The following is a 21,400-nucleotide window of genomic DNA, read 5'->3' as shown; positions in this document are numbered from 1 at the left end:
GTTTGCCACACCCGAGCGGGTCGTCGATCGACGGGCCCATGGCCGCGTTCTCCCCACGGATGCTGCGGTGCACCCGCTCAGCAGCGTACCCGGACGGCATCAGCCGCTCCCCGCAGTGTGCTGCCGGCCCGCCACGTACTCCTCCAGGGTGAGGCCCTGGTCGTGGCAGGCCTTGGCCACCTCCTTGCCGACGTAGCGGAAGTGCCAGGGCTCGTAGGAGATTCCGGTGATCTCCTCCTTGCCGGCCGGGTAGCGCAGGATGAAGCCGTGCTTCCAGGCGTTCTTCGCCAGCCAGCGGCCCGCCTTGCTGGCAGCGAACCCCTTGTTGCCCACCTTCAGGTCGCCGAGGTCGACCGCCAGCCCGGTCTGGTGCTCGCTATGGCCGGCGGGCTGGACGTAGGACCGGTCGGTGGAGGCGTCCCAGAGTTCCTGCTGTTCCTGGGCGCTGCGGTAGCCGCTGATCACGTAGAGGTTCTTCAGGCCCGCCTTGCGGGCGGCGGCGAACAGGGCGAGCAGCGGCTTCTCCACCTGCTCGGCCACCGCCACACCGTTGTGCGCCACCGGCACCTTGTCGACCAGCGGAACGAGCTCCGGGGTGGCGAAGCCCTCCGGCAGCGGGTGCTCGGCGTTGACCAGCAGCGGTCCGGGGTCCCCGCCACGGACCTGTTCGAGTAGCCGGGTGGCGGCTGCCCAGCCGCCCGAGACCTGGGCCCAGATCAGGCCCAGCCCGAGCAGCGCCGCCAGCGCGAAAGTGGCCCGTCCCACCCGGCCGTGGGGCCGGGCCGCGGCCTGCGTCCCTGTCATGCCCCCAGCCCAGCGGACAGCTGTTAAGCGGTCACGGACAGACTCTTGAGATCTGCTTAAGATCGCCCGGCCGGTGTCGTCCCGGCACACCGTCCGCCGCGATCCGGGCGCCGCTCACCGACGGTGCGCAACCTGTGGCACACCTTCCGTCCTCGGGCTGTGAGCCACAGCGTGTGGCCAGCAGGGCGGTGTGGGAGAAACCTCTCCGGGCTCAGGCGAGCCGGGCGGCCAGGTTCTCGTCCAGGGCGGCGAGGAACTCCTCGGTGGTCAGCCACTGCTGGTCGGGGCCCACCAGCAGGGCGAGATCCTTGGTCATCTTGCCGCTCTCCACGGTCTGGATGCAGACCTGCTCCAGCGCCTCGGCGAAGCCGGTCACCGCGGGGGTGCCGTCCAGTTTGCCGCGGTGCTTCAGGCCGCCCGTCCAGGCGAAGATCGAGGCGATCGGGTTGGTCGAGGTGGGCAAGCCCTGCTGGTGCGCCCGGTAGTGCCGGGTGACGGTGCCGTGGGCGGCCTCGGCCTCGACGGTCCTGCCGTCGGGGGTCATCAGGACTGAGGTCATCAGGCCGAGCGAGCCGAAGCCCTGGGCCACGGTGTCGGACTGGACGTCGCCGTCGTAGTTCTTGCAGGCCCAGACGTAGCCGCCCTCCCACTTCATCGCCGAGGCGACCATGTCGTCGATCAGCCGGTGCTCGTAGGTGAGCCCGCGGGCGGCGAACTCCGACTTGAACTCGGTCTCGAACACCTCGGCGAAGATGTCCTTGAACGCCCCGTCGTAGGCCTTCAGGATGGTGTTCTTGGTGGACAGGTAGACCGGGTAGTTGCGCTGCAGGCCGTAGGCGAAGGAGGCCCTGGCGAAGTCGCGGATCGAGTCATTGAAGTTGTACATGCCCATCGCGACCCCACCGGTCTCGGGGTAGTCGGCAACTACCAGCTCGATCGGCTCACCACCGTCGTCGGGGGTGAAGGCGATGGTGACCTTGCCCTTGCCCGGCACCTTGAAGTTCTGCGCCTTGTACTGGTCGCCGTGGGCGTGACGGCCGATCACGATCGGCTTGGTCCAGCCCGGCACCAGCCGCGGGATGTTGGAGATGATGATCGGCTCGCGGAAGACCACCCCGCCCAGGATGTTGCGGATCGTCCCGTTCGGCGACAGCCACATCTTCTTCAGCCCGAACTCGGCCACCCGGGCCTCGTCGGGGGTAATGGTCGCGCACTTGACGCCCACGCCGTGGCGCTTGATCGCGTTGGCGGCGTCCACGGTGACCTGGTCGGCGGTGGCGTCGCGGTTCTCGATACCGAGGTCGTAGTACTCCAGGTTCACGTCGAGGTAGGGGTGGATCAGGCGGTCCTTGATGAACTGCCAGATGATCCGGGTCATCTCGTCGCCGTCGAGTTCGACGACCGTTCCCTGCACCGTGATCTTCGCCATGGGAGCCTCCTGCCACCGATTTGTACGACATCAAGATATCAGCGGAACCACCTGCCGCCATCCCGCCCGGAGCAGCCGGTACTCTGTCTGGTCGTGATCGACTCCACGCACTGGTTGCTGACGCTGACCTGCCCCGACCGCCCCGGCATCGTCCATGCCGTCACCGGTGCCATCGTGGAGGCCCAGGGCAATATCACCGAACTGCAGCAGTTCACCTCGACCGAGTCGGGCCGCTTCTTCATGCGGGTACAGGTGCAGCAGCTGGGCTTCGACCGGTCGTCCTTCGAGGACAGGTTCGGTGCCGTCGCCGACGGCCTGAGAGCGGAATGGAACCTGGACTACGTCGGACGGCGGCGCCGCACCCTGGTGCTGGCCTCGAAGGCCGGGCACTGTCTCAACGACCTGCTGTTCCGCACCCGTTCGGGCTACCTGCCGATCCAGATCCCGCTGATCCTGGCCAATCACCCCGACCTGGAGGACCTCGCCACCTTCTACGCGGTGCCCTTCGAGCAACTGACGGTGACACCCGAGTCCAAGGCCGAGGCCGAGCACCGGATCCTCGACGCGGTCGCGGAGTACGACATCGAGCTGGTCGTGCTGGCCCGCTACATGCAGATCCTCTCCCCCGAGCTGTGCCACGAGCTCGCCGGCCGGGCGATCAACATCCACCACTCGTTCCTGCCCGGTTTCAAGGGCGCCCGTCCCTACCACCAGGCTCATTCCCGTGGGGTGAAGCTGATCGGAGCGACCGCCCATTTCGTCACCCCCGACCTGGACGAGGGCCCGATCATCGAGCAGAACGTCCGCCGGGTCGACCACACCATGGGGGTCTCCCAGCTGGTGGCGATGGGCCAGGAACAGGAGGCCCGCACGCTCACCGAGGCAGTGCGGCTGTTCGGCGAACACCGAGTGCTGACCGACGGCACCCGCACCATCATCTTCCGCTGAGCCGAGATTGGTTCAACCAGGACGGTTCCGTCCGACCAGCAGCCCGTGGGGGAACTGACTCACGCAGGGAGCATGGGGACTGACTGACGCCTGCCGCGCAACCGAAGCGACATCGCTTGCCGCAGTCACATCGCCCGGGCCCTGCTTCCCCGCCAACGGTGGGCGAGACCCCGGTTGATGACTCGAATCCGAACCGTCCCGAACCTGGGTCACAGAGCCGAAGCTGGCAGGCTCAGGCGTTGGCGCTCTCAGCGTCGTGGCTCCGGACGCCCTCCAGGTGGGCCAGCGTCCAGCCGTCCTCGGGCGAGCCGTCGGCGACGATCACACCGGTGTTGTCCAGGTGGGCTGCGCCGATGGCCTGCGGGAAGCCCGCCACCCGCGCGTACGACCAGACCCTCAGGGCCGCCCCATGGCTGACCACCATGACCACCTCGTGTCCGGAGGCGGCGACGGTCGCGATCGCGTCGTCGAACCGGTCGAGCACCTCCTGCAGATCCTCGCCGCCGGGCACCCGGGCCTCGGGATGACCCGAGCCCCAGGCCACCATGGTCGCCAGATACTGGCTGGTCTCCCCGGGCGCGTAGGCCCGCATCTCCTCGTCGCCGGCCGAGATCTCGCGCAGGCCGGGCAGTACCTGCAGTTCCAGGCCGCGGTGCTCGGCCACCGGACGGGCGGTCTGCTGGGTGCGGACCAGGTTGGAGGTGTAGATCGCCTCGATCGGATGATGCGAGAGCCGCTCCACCAGCGAGGCGGCCTGCTCCAGTCCGTCGGAGTCCAGATCGGCCCCGGGATAGGCGGTGTCCAGCCGGAGGGTCACGTTCGAGTTCGTCCGTCCATGGCGCACCAGTATCAACCGCATGCCGTCGAGACTATCAACGACCGGCGACCGCCCTTGCCGTCAGCCCATGGCCAAGACGGCGCGGACGGGGACGCCGCGCTGATCTGGTGGATCACCGTGGGCGGCGGGCGACGCAGCTGGCAATGCGGCCAACCGGCGCCTCACAGCTGCACGTATTCACGCCCCCGGCTGGCCAAAGCGTGCCCGGGCGGGGTGGCTGAATGCTAGCGTCGGAGAGGACGAAACCAGCCCCTTACTACCGAGGAGAACCATTGTGAGCAAGGCACCAGTCAAGGTTGCCGTCACCGGCGCGGCCGGCCAGATCGGCTACAGCCTGTTGTTCCGGATCGCGAGCGGATCGCTGCTCGGTCCCGACACCCCCGTCGAGCTGCGCCTGCTGGAGATCACCCCCGCGCTGAAGGCCCTCGAGGGCGTCGTGATGGAACTCGACGACTGCGCCTTCCCGCTGCTGAGCAAGGTGGAGATCGGCGACGACGCCGAGACCGTGTTCGACGGCGTCAACCTCGCCCTGCTGGTCGGTGCCCGGCCGCGGACGGCCGGCATGGAGCGCGGCGACCTGCTGAGCGCCAACGGCGCGATCTTCACCGCCCAGGGCAAGGCCCTGAACAAGGTGGCGGCCGACGACGTGAAGGTGCTGGTGACCGGCAACCCGGCCAACACCAACGCGCTGATCGCGATGACCAACGCCCCCGACATCCCGCAGCAGCGGTTCGGTGCGCTGACCCGGCTCGACCACAACCGGGCGATCTCGCAGGTGGCCGCCAAGCTCGGCGTCGCCGTGACCGAGGTCACCAAGATGACCATCTGGGGCAACCACTCCGCCACCCAGTACCCCGACCTGTTCCACGCCGAGGTCGACGGGCAGAGCGCCGCCGCCCTGGTGAACGACCAGGCCTGGATCGAGGAGTACTTCATCCCGACGGTTGCCAAGCGCGGTGCCGCCATCATCGCCGCCCGCGGCTCCTCCTCGGCGGCCTCTGCCGCGAACGCCACGGTCGAGGCGGCGCACGACTGGATGCTCGGCTCGGCACCGGGCGACTGGGTGTCGGCAGCAGTCCCGTCCGACGGCTCCTACGGGGTGCCGGAGGGCCTGATCTCGTCCTTCCCGGTGGTCTTCTCGGGCGGCGGCTACGAGATCGTCCAGGGCCTGGAAATCGACGACTTCTCGCGGGCGAAGATCGATGCATCGGTCGCTGAACTGGCCGACGAGCGAGAGGCCGTGACTGAACTCGGCCTGATCTGAACCACGGCTTCGCCGGTTCACCGCAGCAGCGCCCCCGGGGTCGTCCCCGAGGGCGCTGCCGTGTCCCGGCCTAGACACCTGGCCGCTGCCGAAATCCGCTCGACCTCGGCGTGGGCAGTTGCCGAATCCGGTTCGAGACTACCGACCGAGGGGGATCTTCCCTCCAGTTGGGGTCTGCAACCGGATCTGGGGCGGCGTCGAGGGTTGAGCGGTCGCGGCCAATCCGGCCGGCCTAGAATCGCGCGGTGACCGTCCTGCGCCAGCTCGAGCCCTCCGACGCCGCCGCCCTGACCGACCTGATCTGCCGCAATCGCGCCTTCCTCGCCCCCTGGGAGCCTGCGCGTGCCGACTCCTACTTCACCCTTGAGGGCCAACAGGAGGCCGTGGAACTGAGCCTGGCCAAGCAGGCGGAGGGCAGCGGGTTCAGCCAGGTGATCCTCGACGAGACCAGTGCCGTCGCCGGCCGGATCAACCTCAACAACATCGTCCGGGGCGCCTTCCAGTCGGCCAGCGTCGGCTACTGGTTGTCCGAGGACGCCGGCGGGCGCGGCCTGGCGACCCGGGCTGTGAACGAGCTGGCGGAGCTCGCCTTCGGACCGCTCGAGCTGCACCGGCTCGAGGCCGGCACCGTCCCGGAGAACCACCGCTCCCAGGCCGTGCTGCTGCGCTGTGGTTTCGAGCGGTTCGGCTATGCCCCCTGCTACCTGCAGATCGCCGGACGGTGGCGCGACCACCTCCTGTTCCAGCGGCTGAACCCCCGGATGGACGACTGATCGGCACCCCCGGCGCACCCCCGCCAGCCAGGCCCCGGACCCAGGAGTGCCCAGTCGGGTCAGTGACCCACGACAGGATCGACCGGCCGGTGTCATTGACGCTAACTTACGGTTCCGTAGGCGTAAGCTACTGCCCATGACGCACACCGCCACCCCTGCCACCCTCGCCGTCCGCGAGGCCCGTGACTTCCTGTTCGCCCACGCCACCGACTACACCGGCGCGGTAGAGGGCTTTCGCTGGCCGGAGCTGACCGAGTTCAACTTCGCCACCGAGTGGTTCGACGTGGTGGCCGGCGAGCATCCGGATCGTCCGGCGGTGACCATCGTCTCGGCCGACCTGACCGCGCAGAGCTGGAGCTACGGCGAGCTCTCTCAACGCTCCGACCAGGTGGCGCGCTGGCTGCGCGGCCTCGGCATCGGCGAGGGCGACCGGGTGATCGTGATGCTCAACAACACCATCGAACTGTGGGAACTGCTGTTCGCCCTGCTGAAGATCCGGGCGGTGGCGATCCCCACCTCCACCCTGCTGTCGGCCACCGATCTGGCCTACCGGGTCGAGCACGGCCAGGCCAGGGCGGTCGCGATCCCCGGCACGCTGCGGGCCCGGCTGAGCGAGGTGCCCAAATCGGTGCTGCGGATCGGCATCGGCCCGGACGTCCCGATCGGCTGGGTGCCGATGTCCGACTCCGCCAATGCTCCCGCCGAGTACACCCCCAGCCGTCCGACCCCGGCCGACTCGCTGAGCCTGCTGTACTTCACCTCCGGCACCACCGCCCGTCCCAAGCTGGTGGCGCACACCCAGGTCTCCTACCCGGTCGGCCACCTGTCGACCATGTGGTGGCTCGGCGTGCGGCCCGGCGACGTCCACCTCAACATCTCCTCGCCCGGCTGGGGCAAGCACGCCTGGAGCAACTTCTTCTCCCCCTTCCTGGCCCAGGCCACGGTCTTCGTGTTCAACTACGAGCGGTTCGACGCGGCCGCGCTGATGAGGGTGATGGAGACCCACCAGGTCACCACCTTCTGCGCTCCGCCGACGGTGTGGCGGATGCTGATCCAGGCCGACCTCACCCAGTTGTCGCACCCGCCGCGGGAACTGCTGGGCGCCGGCGAGCCGCTGAACCCCGAGGTGATCAGCCAGGTCCGCAAGGCCTGGGGCGGCACCATCCGGGACGGCTTCGGCCAGACCGAGATGACCTGCGCGATCGGCAACTCCCCGGGCCAGCGGGTCAAGGACGGGTCGATGGGACGCCCGCTGCCCGGCTACCCGGTGGTGCTGATCGACCCGGTCACCGGGGTGCCCAGCCCGGACGAGGGCGAGATCTGCCTGGACCTGTCCAAACCCATCCTGGGCCTGATGGCCGGCTACTCCGACGACCCGGAGATGACCGCGGAGGCCCGCAGGGATGGCTTCTTCCACACCGGTGACATCGCCTCGGCGGACGCCGACGGCTACCTGACCTATGTCGGCCGGGCCGATGACGTGTTCAAGGCCTCCGACTACAAGATCTCGCCGTTCGAGCTGGAGTCGATCCTGCTGGAGCACCCCTACGTCACCGAGGTGGCGATCGTCCCCAGCCCCGACCCGGTGCGCGCCGCGGTGCCGAAGGCCTTCGTCTGCCTGGTGCAGGATTTCGCCGCCGGGCAGGATGTCGCGGCCCGGGCGATCTTTGCCCACGCCCGGCAGCGCCTCTCCGGCTTCCAGCGGGTGCGCATCCTGGAGTTCGTCCAGGAACTACCCAAGACCATCTCGGGCAAGATCCGCCGGGTCGAACTGCGCGAGCAGGAGGCCGAGCGGGTGGCGCACCACTCCGAAACGGGCCAGTTCCTGGAGTCCGACTTCCGCTGAGCCGCTGCCGCCCGGCATCGGGCAGGATGGCGCCATGCAGTGGACGGGCGAGGTGGAGCGCGGGGACTGGATCCGCGAGCGGCTGAGCGGCTGGGGCGTGGTCGGCGGGGTGGTGCCCCGCGGCTTCGAGGCCTACGTCCGCATCCTGCACCCGATCACCGCCTACCGCGGGGATGAAACCGCCCGGTGGCGCTGGGCGGAGGTGGCCACCCGCACCGGTCGGGCGATGCACCCGCTGGTGCAGAGCCAGCGCCTGTTCGGCCCTGAGCCGGCCTACCTCGAGTTCCCGGACGGCTGGTCACCCAGCCTGCCCGAGGAGGGCCGACTGGAACCGGAACTGCTCGCCCATCTGACCGGCCACCTGCGGGCCCACAGCCGCGAGCAGGAGATCACGCTGGGCATCTGGGACGGCTGGGGTGAGATCAACGGTTCCTCGACCCCGATGCTGTTCTGGGCTCCGGCGGACAGTCTGCCGTGGTGGCGGCGCTGCTACCTCCGTGCCCTCCGCCCGTTCATCACCCACCGGCTGCGGCGCCAGCACGAGGCCGAGAAGAAGGCCAGCATCGCTGCGGAGATCACCCGGGCGGTGGAGCGGACCGACGGCAACGCCGGCCCGCTGGTGCTGCACCTGCCGGCGCGGGAGTACGTGCTCCTGGCCGCATCCCTGACCGAACTCGCCGACCCCGCCTGGCCCCGCACCGCCGGAATCGGCTGGCAGGGCGATCACGGGCCGATGCCCGCCCTGATCTGGCCGGACGACCACAGCTGGTGCGTCGGCACCGAGATCGACTTCGACTCCACCCTGGTGGGCGGCAGCCGCACGCTGGTGGACGCCATCCTGGCCGACGGCACCTTCGAGGCCTTCGAGGTGCTCGCCGACGACGACCTCAGCTGGGCGGGCGACACCCTCAACCCCGACTCCCACTGAGCCCGATCCGGTCAGCGGGCCTGGTCTGCCGAGCCTGGCAGGGCCTCCTGAACCCGCCGGCTACCCGCGCGAGGGCGGCACCAGCCAGGCGAGCGCGATGATCCCGATCCCCACCCCGAGCAGGACCAGGGTGTCGAAGGCCTTGTTGCGGACGGCCAGCAACCCGACCCGCTGCCGGGGCAACAACCGCAGCAGGCCGCCCAGGGTGATTGAGGCCCCCATCACCGAGGCGCCGAGCCGCCAATGCGAGCTGGCAACGATCCCCAGCCCGACGGCCACTCCGGCCAGGACGGTGGCCAGCGGCCATTGCCCCAGCACCTGCTGGACGACGTTCTTGGGCGGGCGGCTGTCCGCAGCCGGGCTGCTCATCCGGCCAGCGCCTCCGCCCGTTCCACCACATTGGTCAGCAGCATGGCGCGGGTCATCGGCCCCACCCCACCAGGGTTGGGCGCCACCCAGGACGCCTTCGCGAGCACGTCGGGTGCGACGTCACCGACCAGGTGGCCGTCCACCCGGCTGACCCCGACGTCCAGCACCACCGCGCCTTCGGCGATCAGGTCGGCGGTGATCAACTGGGGACGGCCGGCCGCCGCCACCACGATGTCGGCCCGCCGGGTGTGGTCGGCCAGGTCGCGGGTGCCGGTGTGGCACAGCGTCACCGTGCAATTCTCGCTGCGCCGGGTGAGGATCAGCCCGAGCGGACGGCCGACGGTGATCCCGCGGCCCACCACGCACACCTCGGCACCGTCCAGCGGAATGTCGTGGTGACGTAACAGCTCGACGATCCCGCGCGGCGTGCATGGCAGCGGCCCGGGCTCGTTGAGCACCAGCCTGCCCAGGTTGAGCGGGTGCAGCCCGTCGGCGTCCTTGTCGGGATCGACCTGGGCCAGCAGGGCGTTCTCATCGAGGTGCCGGGGCAGCGGCAGTTGCACGATGTAGCCGGTACAGGCGTCGTCGGCATTGAGTGCCGCGATCGCCTCGGCGACCTGGGCGGCGGAGGCGTCGGCCGGCAGGTCCACCCGCAGCGAGGTGATGCCCACCTCCGCGCAGTCGCGATGCTTCATGCCGACGTAGGACCGCGAGCCGGGGTCGTCGCCGACCAGCACCGTGCCGAGCCCGGGACGGCGGCCGTGAACGGCCAGCGCCTCGACCCGCGCCGCCAGATCGGCCTTCAGCCGCTTCAGGAAGGCGGTTCCGTCCAATTTCTGCGCGCTCACTGGTCCTCCTGTCAGTGGAAGAAGTGCCGGGTGCCGGTGAGGTACATCGTGACCCCGGCAGCGGCGGCCCGCTCGATGGTCTCGGCGTCGCGCACCGAACCGCCCGGCTGGACGATAGCCGTCACGCCCGCGGCGATCAGGATCTCGGGGCCGTCGCTGAACGGGAAGAAGGCGTCCGAGGCAGCCACCGACCCGGCCGCCCGCTCCCCCGCCCGTTCGACGGCCAACCGGCAGGAGTCCACCCGGTTCACCTGGCCCATGCCGACACCGACCGATGCCCCGCCCTTGGCCAGCAGGATGGCGTTGGACTTCACGCTGCGGCAGGCCCGCCAGGCGAAGGCGAGGTCGGCCAGGGTCGCCGGGTCGGCCGGCTCGCCGGCGACCAGTTCCCAGTTCTGCGGGGTGTCGCCGGGGGCGTCAAGCACGTCCCGGTCCTGCAGCAGCAGGCCGCCGCTGACCGGCCGGAACTCGACACCGCCGCGCACCGGGGCCGCCACCTTCAGCAGCCTGAGGTTCTTCCGGGCCCGGAGGATGTCCACCGCTCCGGACTCGTAGTCCGGAGCCACCACGACCTCGGTGAAGATCTCGGCGATCTGCTTGGCCGCCTCCACCGAGACCGGGCGGTTGGTGGCGATCACCCCGCCGAAGGCCGACACCGGATCGCAGGCATGGGCCAACCGATGAGCCTCGGCGATGTCCACCCCGACCGCAATCCCACACGGATTGGCATGCTTGATGATGGCCACTGCCGGCGCCTCGAAGTCGTAGGCGGCGCGGTAGGCGGCGTCGGCATCGGTGTAGTTGTTGTAGCTCATCTCCTTGCCGTGCAGCTGCTCGGCGGTCGCCAGGCCCCGGGCCCGATCGCCGGAGCGGTACAGCGCGGCGCGCTGGTGGGCGTTCTCGCCGTAGCGCAGCGTCCCCAGCTTGTCCCAGGTGGCGCCCACCCAGCCGGGGAAGCCGTCCCCACCGCTGCTGTCGGTGAGCACGCTGCCCATCCAGGACGCCACCGCGACGTCGTAGCTGGCGGTATGGACGAAGGCGGCCGCCGCCAGCTGCTGGCGTTCGGCCAGGCTGAAGCCGCCGGCGCCGAGCGCCGCCACCAGCTGCGGGTACTGCACAGGTGAGGTGATGATCGCCACCGATGCGTGGTTCTTCGCAGCCGCCCGCACCATGGACGGCCCGCCGATGTCGATCTGCTCGATCACCTCATCGACCTCCGCGCCGGAGGCGACCGTCTGGACGAATGGATACAGGTTGCTCACCACCACATCGAACGGTGCGATCCCGAGCTCGACCAGGGCCTCGCGATGGGACTCCAGCCGGCGATCCGCCAGCAGGCCGGCGTGGATCGCCGGGTGCAGCGTCTTCACCCGGCCGTCCAGTACCTCGGGGAACCCGGTGACCGTCTCAACCGCCGTCACCGGCAGTCCGACGGCGGCCAGGGTCTTGGCCGTCGAACCGGTGGACACGATCTCAACCCCGGCCTCGACCAGGGCGTGCCCCAGTTCGACCAGGCCGGTCTTGTCGTAGACCGAGACCAGGGCTCGGCGGATGGGCAGGAGATCAGCCATGGTCGGCTCCTCGCATGGTCGGGTGATCGTCGCTGGCGGACGCGATCCGATCGGGTCGGTTCGGCGCGGACTGGGCGGCGGCCGCGTTCGCGTACTCGTTGACGAAGTCGACGAGCATCCTGCGCTCGACGACCTTGATTCGTTCGTGCAGGCTCTCGGCGGTGTCGTCCGGCAGCACCTGCACCGGCTCCTGGGCCAGAATCGTCCCGGTGTCCACCCCGGCATCAACGGCGAACAGGGTCGCCCCGGTCACCTTCACGCCGTGGGCCAAGGCATCCCGCGGCCCGTGCATACCGGGGAAGGACGGCAGCAGCGCCGGGTGGGTGTTGACCATCCGTCCGCCGAACCGGGCCAGGAAGGCCGGGCCGACCAGCTTCATGAAGCCGGCGCTGATCACCAGGTCGGGGGCGTGCTCCGCCACCAGGTCGGCCAGTTCGGCGTCCCAGGTCGCACGATCCGCGCCACGGGCGAGCGGGTGGACGAAAGTACGGATCCCGGCCGCCTCGGCCCTCGCCAGGCCGTGGGCGTCGGGACGGTCCGAGCCGACCGCCACCACCCGGGCTGCCAGGGTGCCCTCCGCCGCCGCGTCCAACAGCGCCTGCAACAGGGTGCCCGATCCGGAGACCAGGACGACGAGGCGCAGCAGCATGGGCCTCAGCCTACCGAGGCCGAACCGCCCGGCCGCACCGCTCCCAGAGCCCAGCACACCCCGCCGCCGAGCACGGCGCTGATCCCGATCAGGGGACCGGAGATCATGGCCAGTTCCGCCAGCCGCGGACCGAGGTCGACCAACCGGAGCGCACCCAGGTCTCCCCGGCTCGCCCAGGCCGCTGCCAGCAAACCGGTCCATGCCAGCGCGCCGGCGACCAGCGCTACCGCCAGCGCCGCCAGCACCGACGCCGCGCCGGTCCCGGTCCGGTTCAACCGGCGCACGGCTGCGACCCCGGCAAGGATCCCACTCGCCACACCCAGCAGCAGCCACGTCGCCAGCACCGGCGAGGTGGCGCCCTCGGACGGCAGCGCCCCCAGCAGGGGAATCGCCGGCAGCATGCCCAACTGGGTTCCAGAAAGCGAGACCAGCGAGCCGGCACCGATGGTGAACCCGCCGCCGATCGCCCAGGACAGTGCCCACACCAGCGCGTTGGGAAGGTAGGCCAGGGCAATGGCGGCCCAGACGAAACCGCCGGACGCACCGAGCCCGAGTCCGCTCTCGATGAAGCCGATCCGCTCCGCTCCGAGCAGGGTGGCGATGCCGCCCACCACTGCGCCGGCGGCGAGCAGGCTCAACAGCCCCGTAGCGGCGCCAGCGAGGACCGCTGCCAGCCACCGCGGGCGCAGGTCGGCCAGCCCGAGTCCCAGGCCACAGATCGCCCCGGCCAGGCCACAGACCAGGGCGAGCGTCCCGGCCCCGACCACAGGCGTCCAGTCCCGTTCGGGACCGCCGGCGGCGAGCACCATGACCGCCGCTGCCAGCGCGTAGCCGCCGGCCACCAGCCCGGCGATGGCCGCTGCCACCCGCACGGTCTCCGACCCGGACGCCATCCCGGGGCGGGCGAGCGCAGCCTGTCCGCCAGCGAACCGCCCGGCCACGTGAGCCAGGACACCACCGGCGGCCGTCAGCCCCAGTGGCATCAGGGTGATCGTGGTGCCGTCGAGCACCAGGCCGCCGCCGTGGCCGAACAGCCACAGCCGTGCGCTGAACGCCAGCAGCTCGGGCAACGGTGTGGTGAGGGCCGCAAACCAGGCCACCAGGCAGACACCGACCACCAGCACCCAGCTGGCGGCAGCTGCGGCCATCCCGCCGACCGCACCGGCCAACGGCCACGGCAGGAAGGGGGCAGTTCCCAGAATCACCGTGCGTTCAGTGGCCGACGGCGGTGAAGTCACTGTCAGCGCAATGGTGTCCGGGCTCGGGCGGGCGGTCCTTGGCATCGGCTCCATGCTCACCCAGCCCGGGCCCCAGCCGGTGCCGGACACGCCGTTTCATCCCAAGCCGACGCGGGATCGGATCTCCCGCCCGGGCCCGTCGGCCGTGGGCAGCTGGCGAATACCGGGCCTGACGACCCACCGGAACCCAGCAGACCGGCCCCACCTTCACCGGCCGGGAGCGGCTGGGCGGCCCTTGCCGCGCGGGGAATACACTGTCCGAGTCCAGTTTGCCTAGGTTGGGGGATCCCGTGAGCGACCAAGGAGCACCACGTCCGCGCCGGGCGCTGGCTCCCTTGCCCGAGGATGACGATCCGGGGCCTGAGGTCACCTGGGACCACCCGGTCGGATTCCGTGGCATCGTCGAGAATTCCGACACCCAGCCCGCCGAGGCCGAGACCCGGCTGCTGCGCCGGCTCGTGGTCAGCCCGACCAGTCCGCTCAGCCCCGGTGGCCCCGATCCGGCGCCCGCCACCCGGTCATGGGTGCCGTCCTCGACGCCGGTCCCACCGCCCCAACCGGTACTGCCCGAGCCGTCCAGTGGGCTGCCGGCTTCGGCCGGACGCCGGTTCTCGGCCAGTACCGAGCCCTTTGAGCTGGCGTCCCAGGCGCCGCGGCGCTCGGCGACCAGCGTGGCGAGCCCGCCGATGCCGGGACCGGCCGAGCCGACCCTCAGTTCCGGGATCTCCTGGGCCTTCCCCAGCTACTCCGCTCCCACGCAGCAGCTTGACTCGCCGGGACGGCCGGCGCAGCACGAATCCACCTCGGGCCACCGGACGGATGCCGTCCCGGGCCCGGATGCTCGCGAATCGCTGCCTCCTGCCGAGCCCGCTGCACCTTTGACCGCCACTGTCGCGGGCAACGGCAGAAAGCGTGGCAAAGGTCGCGCTCTGGGCGTGATCGCCGGGGTCGTGGCGATCGCCGGGCTGGTGACCGGCGGCGTGTTGTGGTTCGCGCCGCAGGTACCTGCTCCAGGCCCTGGGGTCGTGACAACGCCGACCGTCGCCCCCGAGCCACCGCTCGACCCGCTGCTCACCGCCACCGACCTCGGTTCGCTGGCCGGGAGCAGTTGGGTGGTCTCCGGTGCCGGCGCCGAGGATCCGGTCTGCCTGGCCGCGGATGCCGCCGGGATGCCCACCCCGGACCGCACCGCCCGGCGGGTGCTCACCGCCCAGAACGAGCCGACCGACACCCTCACCCACGTTGTCGACACCTACCCGGACGCCGCCACCGCCGCCCGCGCCTACGCCGACCGGCTCACCCAGTCCGGCACCTGCACCGGCACCGTCGCGCTGATCGTGGCGAGCTACCAGCTCGACGGGCTGGCCGACAGCGCGGCCGTGACCACGATCGACGTGCAGGACGACCCCGTCATGCACCACACCGTGCTGATCAGCCAGACCGGTCGCAATGTCAGCCTGATCGACCTGGCAACCGCGGCCAAGCCACCCGCGCTGGACGAGGTCGCCGCGGTCGCAACCAAACCGCTGGCCCGGCTGTGCAGCGGTGGCGAGGGCACCTGCCCGGCCGCCGCGGTGGAGGTCCAGGACACCGTCCCGGCCGCCGACCAGAATCCCGGCTGGCTGCTCGAGGCCGACCTGCCCCGGATCAACCCCGGCTACGGCAGCTGGAAGGCCACCCAGCCGACCAGCGACCTGACCATCATCGGCAGCCAGTGCGAGACCGTCGACCTGACGAAGGTCAAGGACGCCACCGCGCTGCAGCGCACCCTGCCGTTCGCCGCCGACCCGGCGATGCCGATGGGCCTGAGCTTCGGCATCGACGAGGTCACCTACACCTTCGCCGACGCCAGCGCAGCCAAGAAATTCCAGTCCCGGTTGAACGACGACCTCTCCGGCTGCGCCAAGCAGATCCCCACCGCCACCGTCACCGATGGCCCGAGTACCAAGGGCATCGGGGAGGACTCGCTGGCCTTCTCCGGCAAGTCCTACAACGTGGTGCAGAAGACCGCCTCCGCCGCCTTCCCCTACCGGGTGGCGGTGCTGCGGGCCGACAATCGGGTCACCTACCTGATGGCCAATCCCACCGAGAAGTTCAACTTCACCGACGCGCAGTGGAAGGCGATCATGACCCGCGCCGGACAGCGGGTCACCCAGCTCCCCTGACCGACGCGCCGGTGGGGCGACTTGTCGAGGCTCCCGGTGACGTGCCCTCCGGGGACCAGCCGACCAGCCTGCTGGCCGACCTGTTCAGGACCACCTGGCTGGTCCTCGCCGGTCGAGCCAGCCGGGACCCGACCGGGTCGAGGCTCGGATCGCTACAGCCCGCGGACGAGTTCCCGCATGAGGGCCGCAGTCTCGCTCGGCGTCCGTCCGACCCTGACCCCGACCGCCTCCAGCGCCTCCTTCTTGGCCTGAGCGGTGCCTGCCGAGCCGGAGACGATCGCACCGGCGTGGCCCATGGTCTTGCCCTCGGGGGCCGTGAACCCGGCCACATAGCCGACCACCGGTTTGGTCACGTGCTCGGCGATGTAGGCGGCCGCGCGCTCTTCGGCATCGCCGCCGATCTCGCCGATCATGACGATCGCCCTGGTCTCGGGGTCGGCCTCGAAGGCCTTCAGGGCGTCGATGTGGGTGGTGCCGACGATCGGGTCGCCGCCGATGCCGATGGCGGTGGAGAAGCCGAGGTCCTTCAGTTCGAACATCATCTGGTAGGTCAGGGTGCCCGACTTCGACACCAGGCCGATCGGGCCGGAGCCAGTGATGGTGTGCGGGGTGATCCCGGCCAGCGACTCGCCGGGGGTGATGATGCCCGGGCAGTTCGGCCCGATCATCCGGGTCGCCCTGCCTTCCAGGTAGGCCACCACCTCGGCGGTGTCCTGGACGGGAACGCCCTCGGTGATCACCACCAGCAGCCCGATGCCGGCGTCGATCGCCTCAATGCAGGCGTCGCGAGTGAAAGCCGGGGGGACGAAGACCACCGAGGTGTCGGCGCCGGTGGCGGCCATCGCCTCGGCGACCGAGCCGAAGACCGGAAGCACCACCTCGCGGCCGTCCGGTCCCGGATGGCTGACGGTGGTGCCGGCCTTGCGGGCATTCACCCCGCCGACGATGCGCGCACCGGACTGGATCATCAGCGCGGTGTGCTTGGCGCCCATGCTGCCGGTGATGCCCTGGACGATGATCCTCGAGCTGGAGTTCAGGTAGATCGACATGTCAGTGCTCCTCCGCTCTCAGGCCCGGGCCTGCTCGGCGGCAGCGTCCGCGCCGCCGTCCATGGTGTCCACGATGGTGACCAGCGGGTGGTTGCGCTCCCGCAGGATTTCCCGGCCCAGATCGACGTTGTTGCCATCCAGCCGTACCACCAGCGGCTTGGCCGCGTCCTCGCCGAGGATGTCCAGGGCGCCCACGATGCCACGGGCGACTTCATCGCAGGCGGTGATGCCACCGAAGACGTTGACGAACACACTCTTCACCTGCGGGTCGTTCAGGATGATGTCGAGGCCGTCGGCCATCACCTGGGCGTTCGCACCGCCGCCGATGTCGAGGAAGTTGGCGGGCTTCACCCCGCCGTGCGCCTCACCGGCGTAGGCCACGACGTCCAGGGTGGACATCACCAGCCCGGCGCCGTTGCCGATGATGCCGACCTCGCCGTCCAGCTTGACGTAGTTGAGGTGCTTGGCGCGGGCCTTGACCTCCAGCGGATCATCGCTGGCCTCGTCCAGGTAGGCGTCCCAGTCATGGCGGAAGCGGGAGTTGTCGTCGAGGGTGACCTTGCCGTCCAGCGCGATGATCCGGCCGTCGCCGGTCTTCACCAGCGGGTTCACCTCGACCAGGGTGGCGTCGTTGCGCTGGAAGACCTCGCCCAGCGTGACCAGGACGGCGGCGACCGCCGCCCGATCGGCCTCGCGGAAGCCCGCGGCCGCCACGATCTCGTCGGCCTTGGCCTGGTCGATACCCACCAGCGGGTCGACCGCCACGCGGGCCAGCGCCTGCGGACGTTCGACTGCCAACTGCTCGATCTCCATACCGCCCTCGACGCTGCACATTGCGAGATAGCTGCGGGCCGCCCGGTCAAGCAGCAGCGAGAAGTAGTACTCCTCGGCGATGTCGGCACCTTCGGTCACCATCACGGCGTTGACCCGGTGCCCCTTGATGTCCATCCCGAGGATGTCGGCCGCCCTGGCCTCGGCCTCCTCGGGCGAGCGGGCGAGTTTGACCCCGCCAGCCTTGCCGCGTCCTCCGGTCTTGACCTGGGCCTTGACGACCACGACGTCGGTGCCGAGCCGGACGGCCGCCGCACGGGCCTGCTGTGGTGTGGTGGCCACGATGCCGCGCAGCACCGGGACGCCGTGCGTCTCGAAGAGTTCTCTGGCCTGGTACTCGAACAGGTCCACTGATTGCTCCCTCCTTGGACCGTGGTGGTGTCCGTAGGCTATCCGCCTGTCGCAACGATCCGCGACCCGGCCATCGTCCGGTCCCTGAGGAGAGTTTTCAAAGTTTCTGAGAAACATCCTGAGAAATGCTAAGCTCACTGCGGACGTGGGAGGGAACCAGTCTTCCTTCCCGTTTCAGCTCTCTCCTAGGGAACCGATGGCACTGCAGAAAACTCGCGCTGACAAGGCGCGACGCGCTCTCGTCGGTGACCCTGCGGAGACTGCGGCAGATCCACGGCGAATCGTTTCAACCTCCCGGCCCAGTTGGTGGCGCCGTGGGCTGGCCGCGGTCGCGGTTTCAGGAATCGGGATTGGCTCCCTGGTCTCGCTCAGCGCGTCCGGGTCGTTCGCCGATGTCGCCTTCGCGGGTCAGCGCGAAGCCGCCGCCCCTGCGGTCGCTACCAGCCAGCAGGCCGAGCCGGCGCCGGTGACCGTGGAAGAGCTGGCCCAGCAGCGCCAAACCTGGATGGCCAAGACCTCGCGGAGTGTCGCCGCGAGCCAGCAGCAGGCGTTCCTCGAGCAGCGTCAGGAGCATCTGACCGATGCCGCCGCATCGGTCGAGGCCGAGGCCGATCGGCTGCGTAACCTGGAGAACTTCCTGTGGCCGACCGAGGGCAATGTCGGGTCGCCCTGGGGACGCCGCTACCACCCGATCCTGCACTACTATCGGCTGCACAACGGCGCCGACATCGGTGGCAAGTGCGGTCAACCGATCTACGCCGCCCAGACCGGCACCGTGATCAAGGCGGCGATGGGTGGGTACAACGGGGGCTCCGGCAACAACGTCCGGATCGACCACGGTGACATCAACGGCCACAACATCCAGACTGGCTACCTGCACATGAGCAAGATCGCGGTGAAGGTGGGTCAGAAGCTCAACAAGGGTGACCTCGTCGGCTACGTCGGCAACACCGGCCTGTCTACCGCCTGTCACCTGCACCTCTCGCTCTACAAGGACGGCCGCGGCATCGACCCGATGGAGTACGTCCACAAGGACAAGGCTTCCGGCTCGAAGAAGGAAGCCAAGGGCGACGAGTCGACCTCGGATTCTGAGGATCTCCCGGCCGACTCCAACCAGAAGCCTTCTGTCGAGTAGCTCCGCTTTCCCGACGGTGCACCTCGGCCCACCGATCGACGGTTCTCGCACGGCGCCCACCAATCGCGTTCTTGACCGGAGTTCAGCAGATCAGGCTCAGAGCTTCTCCATCGGGGCGTGCCGCAACGACAGCCGCTTCGTCCCGGCGGAACCGAAGTCGACATCGGCCTTGGCGTTCTCCCCTGCTCCGGAGGTGGCCACCACCACGCCCAACCCGAAGGTGGTGTGCAGCACCCGATCCCCCACCTCGACCGAGGGCACCGTCTTGATTCCGGGGCGGCTGCCGAAGCTGATCGCCTGCCGCGAGGTCTCGGTACGGGCCGAGGACGACGAGGCCCAGTTCGTCCGCGCCACACCGAGCCGGCGCCAGTCGATCAGGTCGGCCGGGATCTCGTCGGTGAACCGACTCGGCGGGTTGTACTGCGGCGCCCCCCAGGCCGAGCGGACGGTAGCCCTGGTGAGGTAGAGCCGCTTACGGGCCCGGGTGATGCCGACATAGGCCAGCCGGCGCTCCTCCTGCAGTTCGGCCGGGTCGGCCATTGCCCGCTGGTGGGGGAAGATGCCGTCCTCGAAGCCGGTGAGGAAGACCGTGTCGAACTCGAGCCCCTTGGCGGTGTGCAGGGTCATCAGGGTGACCACCCCGTCGGTGTCAGCATCCGGGTCCGGGAGCTGGTCGGAGTCGGCGACCAGCGCGATCCGCTCCAGGAAGGCTGGCAGCGAGTCGTCCGGCTCTGGCGCGGCGGCGGCCAGCTCCCCCTCGTCGGCAGGCAGGTCGACGGCGTGGGCGGCGGCCACGAACTCGCCGGCCACATTGACCAACTCCTCCAGGTTCTCCAACCGGGTGAGATCCTGCGGGTCGGTGGACGCCCGCAACTCGGCCACATAGCCCGATTCCCGCAGGATGCCCACCAGCACCTCGTCGGCCGGCCTGCCGTCCGCGACCATCGCCTGGTGGGTCTCCAGCAGGGTGACGAAGCCCCGGATCTGGTTCAGCGACCTGGTGGCCAGTCCGGGCACCTCATCGGCTCGCCGCAGGGCCTCGAAGAACGGCACCCGCTGCGCCGCGGCGAAGGCCTCGACCACCGCTTCGGCACGGTCTCCGATCCCCCGTTTCGGCACGTTCAGCACCCGGCGGACCGACACGTCGTCGGCCGGGTTGGCGATGCCGCGCAGGTAGGCAATCGCGTCGCGGATCTCTCTGCGCTCGTAGAACCGCACCCCGCCGACCACCCGGTAGGGCAGCCCGACCCGGATGAACACCTCCTCGAAGGCGCGCGACTGGGCGTTCGTCCGGTAGAACACCGCCACCTGGCCAGGTTTGGTGATCCCGGCATCGGTCAGCCGGTCGATCTCCTCAGCCACGAAGCGGGCTTCGTCGTGCTCGGTGTCGGCAACATAGCCGACCAGCTGTTCGCCGGGCCCGGCCTGCGACCACAGCTGCTTTGCCGGCCGTCCGGGGTTGCGGGTGATCACCGCATTCGCCGCGCTCAGGATGTTCTGGGTGGAGCGGTAGTTCTGCTCCAGGACGATGGTGCGCGCGCCCGGGAAGTCGTTCTCGAAGTCGAGGATGTTGCGGATCGTCGCGCCGCGGAAGGCGTAGATCGACTGGTCGGAATCGCCCACCACCATCAGTTCGGGCGGATCCACCCGGGGCGTGCCGTCCGCTGGCGCCGGAGCGGGGACCCCGGCCTGCCCGAGTCCGCCCGAGGGCACCGAGACAGGTGCCGCGTGAGACGAGGAACACAGTTCGCGTACCAGCACGTACTGGGCGTGGTTGGTGTCCTGGTACTCGTCGACCAGGACGTGCCGGAAACGGCGCCGGTACTGCTCGCGCAGGTCGGGGAAGGCCTGCAGCAGGTGGACGGTGGTCATGATCAGATCGTCGAAGTCCAAGGCGTTGGCAGCCTTCAGCCGGCGCTGGTACTCGGTGTAGGCGTCGGCATAGACCTCTTCATTGCCGCCGGACGCCCGGCTGCGCGCGGTCTCGTGGTCGACCAGTTCGTTCTTGCAGTTCGACACCCAGTTGAGCACGGCCCGGACCGGGTAGCGCTTCGGATCGGCCTCGGCATCCCGCAACACCAGTTGCATCAGCCGCCTGGAGTCGGTGTCGTCGTAGATCGAGAAACTGCGTGACAGGTCGAATCGTCCGATCTCCTGTCGCAGGATGCGCACGCAGGCCGAATGGAAGGTCGAGACCCACATCAGCCGGGCCCGGTTGCCGACCAACTCCTCCACCCGGTGCCGCATCTCGGCGGCGGCCTTGTTGGTGAAGGTGATCGCCAGGATCGAACCGGGATGGACGTTCCGGACGCCCACCAGGTGCGCGATCCGGCGGGTCAGCACCCGAGTCTTGCCCGACCCGGC

At 69.8% G+C, this 21,400-nt stretch carries 18 protein-coding genes; 7 read left to right on the top strand and 11 right to left on the bottom strand.

Translation table 11 applies throughout. The features are described from left to right. Window positions 1–99: 99 nt before the first annotated feature. On the bottom strand, window positions 100–804 hold the full coding sequence (locus VB080_RS07200; protein WP_323417757.1) for a M15 family metallopeptidase: 705 nt from the start codon (window positions 802–804) through the stop codon (window positions 100–102). A gap of 211 nt (window positions 805–1,015) precedes the next feature. Further along, window positions 1,016–2,233 (bottom strand): NADP-dependent isocitrate dehydrogenase, encoded by a 1,218-nt coding sequence (locus tag VB080_RS07195; RefSeq protein ID WP_323417756.1) that lies wholly within the window; start codon window positions 2,231–2,233, stop codon window positions 1,016–1,018. A 93-nt stretch (window positions 2,234–2,326) separates the two neighbouring features. Here VB080_RS07195 and purU point away from each other — a divergent pair, with 93 nt between their 5' ends. Further along, window positions 2,327–3,181, top strand: coding sequence for a formyltetrahydrofolate deformylase (gene purU / locus VB080_RS07190; RefSeq protein WP_416339611.1), 855 nt, complete (start codon window positions 2,327–2,329; stop codon window positions 3,179–3,181). A gap of 232 nt (window positions 3,182–3,413) precedes the next feature. Here the strand turns inward: purU and VB080_RS07185 are convergent, their stop codons facing one another. Beyond that, entirely contained in the window at window positions 3,414–4,040 is a 627-nt protein-coding gene (locus VB080_RS07185) for a histidine phosphatase family protein (RefSeq protein ID WP_323417755.1), read from the bottom strand. Window positions 4,041–4,293: 253 nt separating this feature from the next. On the opposite strand from VB080_RS07185, the gene VB080_RS07180 reads away from it, so the two are divergent. The 4 genes from VB080_RS07180 (at window position 4,294) to VB080_RS07165 (ending at window position 8,830) form a co-directional block, all read left to right on the top strand. Further along, window positions 4,294–5,283: a malate dehydrogenase gene (locus VB080_RS07180; RefSeq protein WP_323417754.1), complete on the top strand. Its 990-nt coding sequence runs from the start codon at window positions 4,294–4,296 to the stop codon at window positions 5,281–5,283. 245 nt (window positions 5,284–5,528) lie between these two features. Then, the gene (locus VB080_RS07175; RefSeq protein WP_323417753.1) at window positions 5,529–6,056 is read left to right on the top strand and encodes a GNAT family N-acetyltransferase; all 528 of its coding nucleotides are present in this window, start codon (window positions 5,529–5,531) and stop codon (window positions 6,054–6,056) included. A gap of 136 nt (window positions 6,057–6,192) precedes the next feature. After that, window positions 6,193–7,902, top strand: a complete 1,710-nt coding sequence (locus VB080_RS07170; protein WP_323417752.1) for an AMP-binding protein — start codon at window positions 6,193–6,195, stop codon at window positions 7,900–7,902. A 34-nt stretch (window positions 7,903–7,936) separates the two neighbouring features. Next, a complete protein-coding gene (locus VB080_RS07165) occupies window positions 7,937–8,830 on the top strand; it encodes a hypothetical protein (RefSeq protein ID WP_323417751.1) in 894 nt (297 codons plus the stop codon). 60 nt (window positions 8,831–8,890) lie between these two features. On the opposite strand, the gene VB080_RS07160 is transcribed toward VB080_RS07165, so the two are convergent. From VB080_RS07160 to VB080_RS07140, 5 genes are read right to left on the bottom strand one after another with little or no spacing between them, the layout of a single operon-like run. Beyond that, window positions 8,891–9,199 (bottom strand): DUF3017 domain-containing protein, encoded by a 309-nt coding sequence (locus tag VB080_RS07160; RefSeq protein WP_323417750.1) that lies wholly within the window; start codon window positions 9,197–9,199, stop codon window positions 8,891–8,893. Continuing rightward, the gene (locus tag VB080_RS07155; protein ID WP_323417749.1) at window positions 9,196–10,047 is read right to left on the bottom strand and encodes a bifunctional methylenetetrahydrofolate dehydrogenase/methenyltetrahydrofolate cyclohydrolase; all 852 of its coding nucleotides are present in this window, start codon (window positions 10,045–10,047) and stop codon (window positions 9,196–9,198) included. Before VB080_RS07155 ends, VB080_RS07160 begins: the two co-directional genes overlap by 4 nt. Window positions 10,048–10,058: 11 nt before the next feature. Next, window positions 10,059–11,618: a bifunctional phosphoribosylaminoimidazolecarboxamide formyltransferase/IMP cyclohydrolase gene (purH, locus tag VB080_RS07150; protein ID WP_323417748.1), complete on the bottom strand. Its 1,560-nt coding sequence runs from the start codon at window positions 11,616–11,618 to the stop codon at window positions 10,059–10,061. Continuing rightward, on the bottom strand, window positions 11,611–12,267 hold the full coding sequence (gene purN, locus VB080_RS07145; RefSeq protein WP_323417747.1) for a phosphoribosylglycinamide formyltransferase: 657 nt from the start codon (window positions 12,265–12,267) through the stop codon (window positions 11,611–11,613). Before purN ends, purH begins: the two co-directional genes overlap by 8 nt. A gap of 5 nt (window positions 12,268–12,272) precedes the next feature. Next, complete coding sequence (locus VB080_RS07140; protein WP_323417746.1) at window positions 12,273–13,550, bottom strand: DUF6350 family protein; 1,278 nt, start codon at window positions 13,548–13,550, stop codon at window positions 12,273–12,275. Between the two features lie 245 nt (window positions 13,551–13,795). Between VB080_RS07140 and VB080_RS07135 the strand changes: the two genes are divergently transcribed. Continuing rightward, a complete protein-coding gene (locus VB080_RS07135; RefSeq protein WP_323417745.1) occupies window positions 13,796–15,670 on the top strand; it encodes a hypothetical protein in 1,875 nt (624 codons plus the stop codon). A 152-nt stretch (window positions 15,671–15,822) separates the two neighbouring features. Here the strand turns inward: VB080_RS07135 and sucD are convergent, their stop codons facing one another. Together sucD and sucC are read right to left on the bottom strand one after the other, a co-directional pair. Further along, window positions 15,823–16,719 carry a succinate--CoA ligase subunit alpha gene (sucD, locus tag VB080_RS07130; RefSeq protein WP_323417744.1) on the bottom strand — a complete coding sequence of 299 codons (897 nt, stop codon included), beginning with the start codon at window positions 16,717–16,719 and terminating at the stop codon, window positions 15,823–15,825. A gap of 18 nt (window positions 16,720–16,737) precedes the next feature. Next, on the bottom strand, window positions 16,738–17,901 hold the full coding sequence (gene sucC / locus VB080_RS07125; protein WP_323417743.1) for an ADP-forming succinate--CoA ligase subunit beta: 1,164 nt from the start codon (window positions 17,899–17,901) through the stop codon (window positions 16,738–16,740). 196 nt (window positions 17,902–18,097) lie between these two features. On the opposite strand from sucC, the gene VB080_RS07120 reads away from it, so the two are divergent. Continuing rightward, entirely contained in the window at window positions 18,098–19,036 is a 939-nt protein-coding gene (locus tag VB080_RS07120; protein WP_323417742.1) for a M23 family metallopeptidase, read from the top strand. Window positions 19,037–19,132: 96 nt separating this feature from the next. Here the strand turns inward: VB080_RS07120 and VB080_RS07115 are convergent. Then, a partial coding sequence (locus tag VB080_RS07115) for a UvrD-helicase domain-containing protein (RefSeq protein ID WP_323417741.1) occupies window positions 19,133–21,400 on the bottom strand: 2,268 nt, incomplete at its 5' end.

It is taken from the genome of Propionicimonas sp., from assembly GCF_034927565.1.
In the GTDB taxonomy this organism is placed as follows: domain Bacteria; phylum Actinomycetota; class Actinomycetes; order Propionibacteriales; family Propionibacteriaceae; genus Propionicimonas.
The sequence above is the reverse complement of the archived record's forward strand: the minus strand, read 5'-3'. Positions and strand labels throughout refer to the sequence as shown.

Excerpts from the sequence above, each read along its gene's own strand:
- VB080_RS07200 (WP_323417757.1), bottom strand. The coding sequence starts at position 804 with ATGACAGGGACGCAGGCCGCGGCCCGGCCCCACGGCCGGGTGGGACGG.
- VB080_RS07195 (WP_323417756.1), bottom strand. The coding sequence starts at position 2,233 with ATGGCGAAGATCACGGTGCAGGGAACGGTCGTCGAACTCGACGGCGAC.
- VB080_RS07185 (WP_323417755.1), bottom strand. The coding sequence starts at position 4,040 with ATGCGGTTGATACTGGTGCGCCATGGACGGACGAACTCGAACGTGACC.
- VB080_RS07170 (WP_323417752.1), top strand. The coding sequence starts at position 6,193 with ATGACGCACACCGCCACCCCTGCCACCCTCGCCGTCCGCGAGGCCCGT.
- VB080_RS07165 (WP_323417751.1), top strand. The coding sequence starts at position 7,937 with ATGCAGTGGACGGGCGAGGTGGAGCGCGGGGACTGGATCCGCGAGCGG.
- VB080_RS07160 (WP_323417750.1), bottom strand. The coding sequence starts at position 9,199 with ATGAGCAGCCCGGCTGCGGACAGCCGCCCGCCCAAGAACGTCGTCCAG.
- purH (WP_323417748.1), bottom strand. The coding sequence starts at position 11,618 with ATGGCTGATCTCCTGCCCATCCGCCGAGCCCTGGTCTCGGTCTACGAC.
- purN (WP_323417747.1), bottom strand. The coding sequence starts at position 12,267 with ATGCTGCTGCGCCTCGTCGTCCTGGTCTCCGGATCGGGCACCCTGTTG.
- VB080_RS07140 (WP_323417746.1), bottom strand. The coding sequence starts at position 13,550 with ATGCCAAGGACCGCCCGCCCGAGCCCGGACACCATTGCGCTGACAGTG.
- sucD (WP_323417744.1), bottom strand. The coding sequence starts at position 16,719 with ATGTCGATCTACCTGAACTCCAGCTCGAGGATCATCGTCCAGGGCATC.
- VB080_RS07120 (WP_323417742.1), top strand. The coding sequence starts at position 18,098 with ATGGCACTGCAGAAAACTCGCGCTGACAAGGCGCGACGCGCTCTCGTC.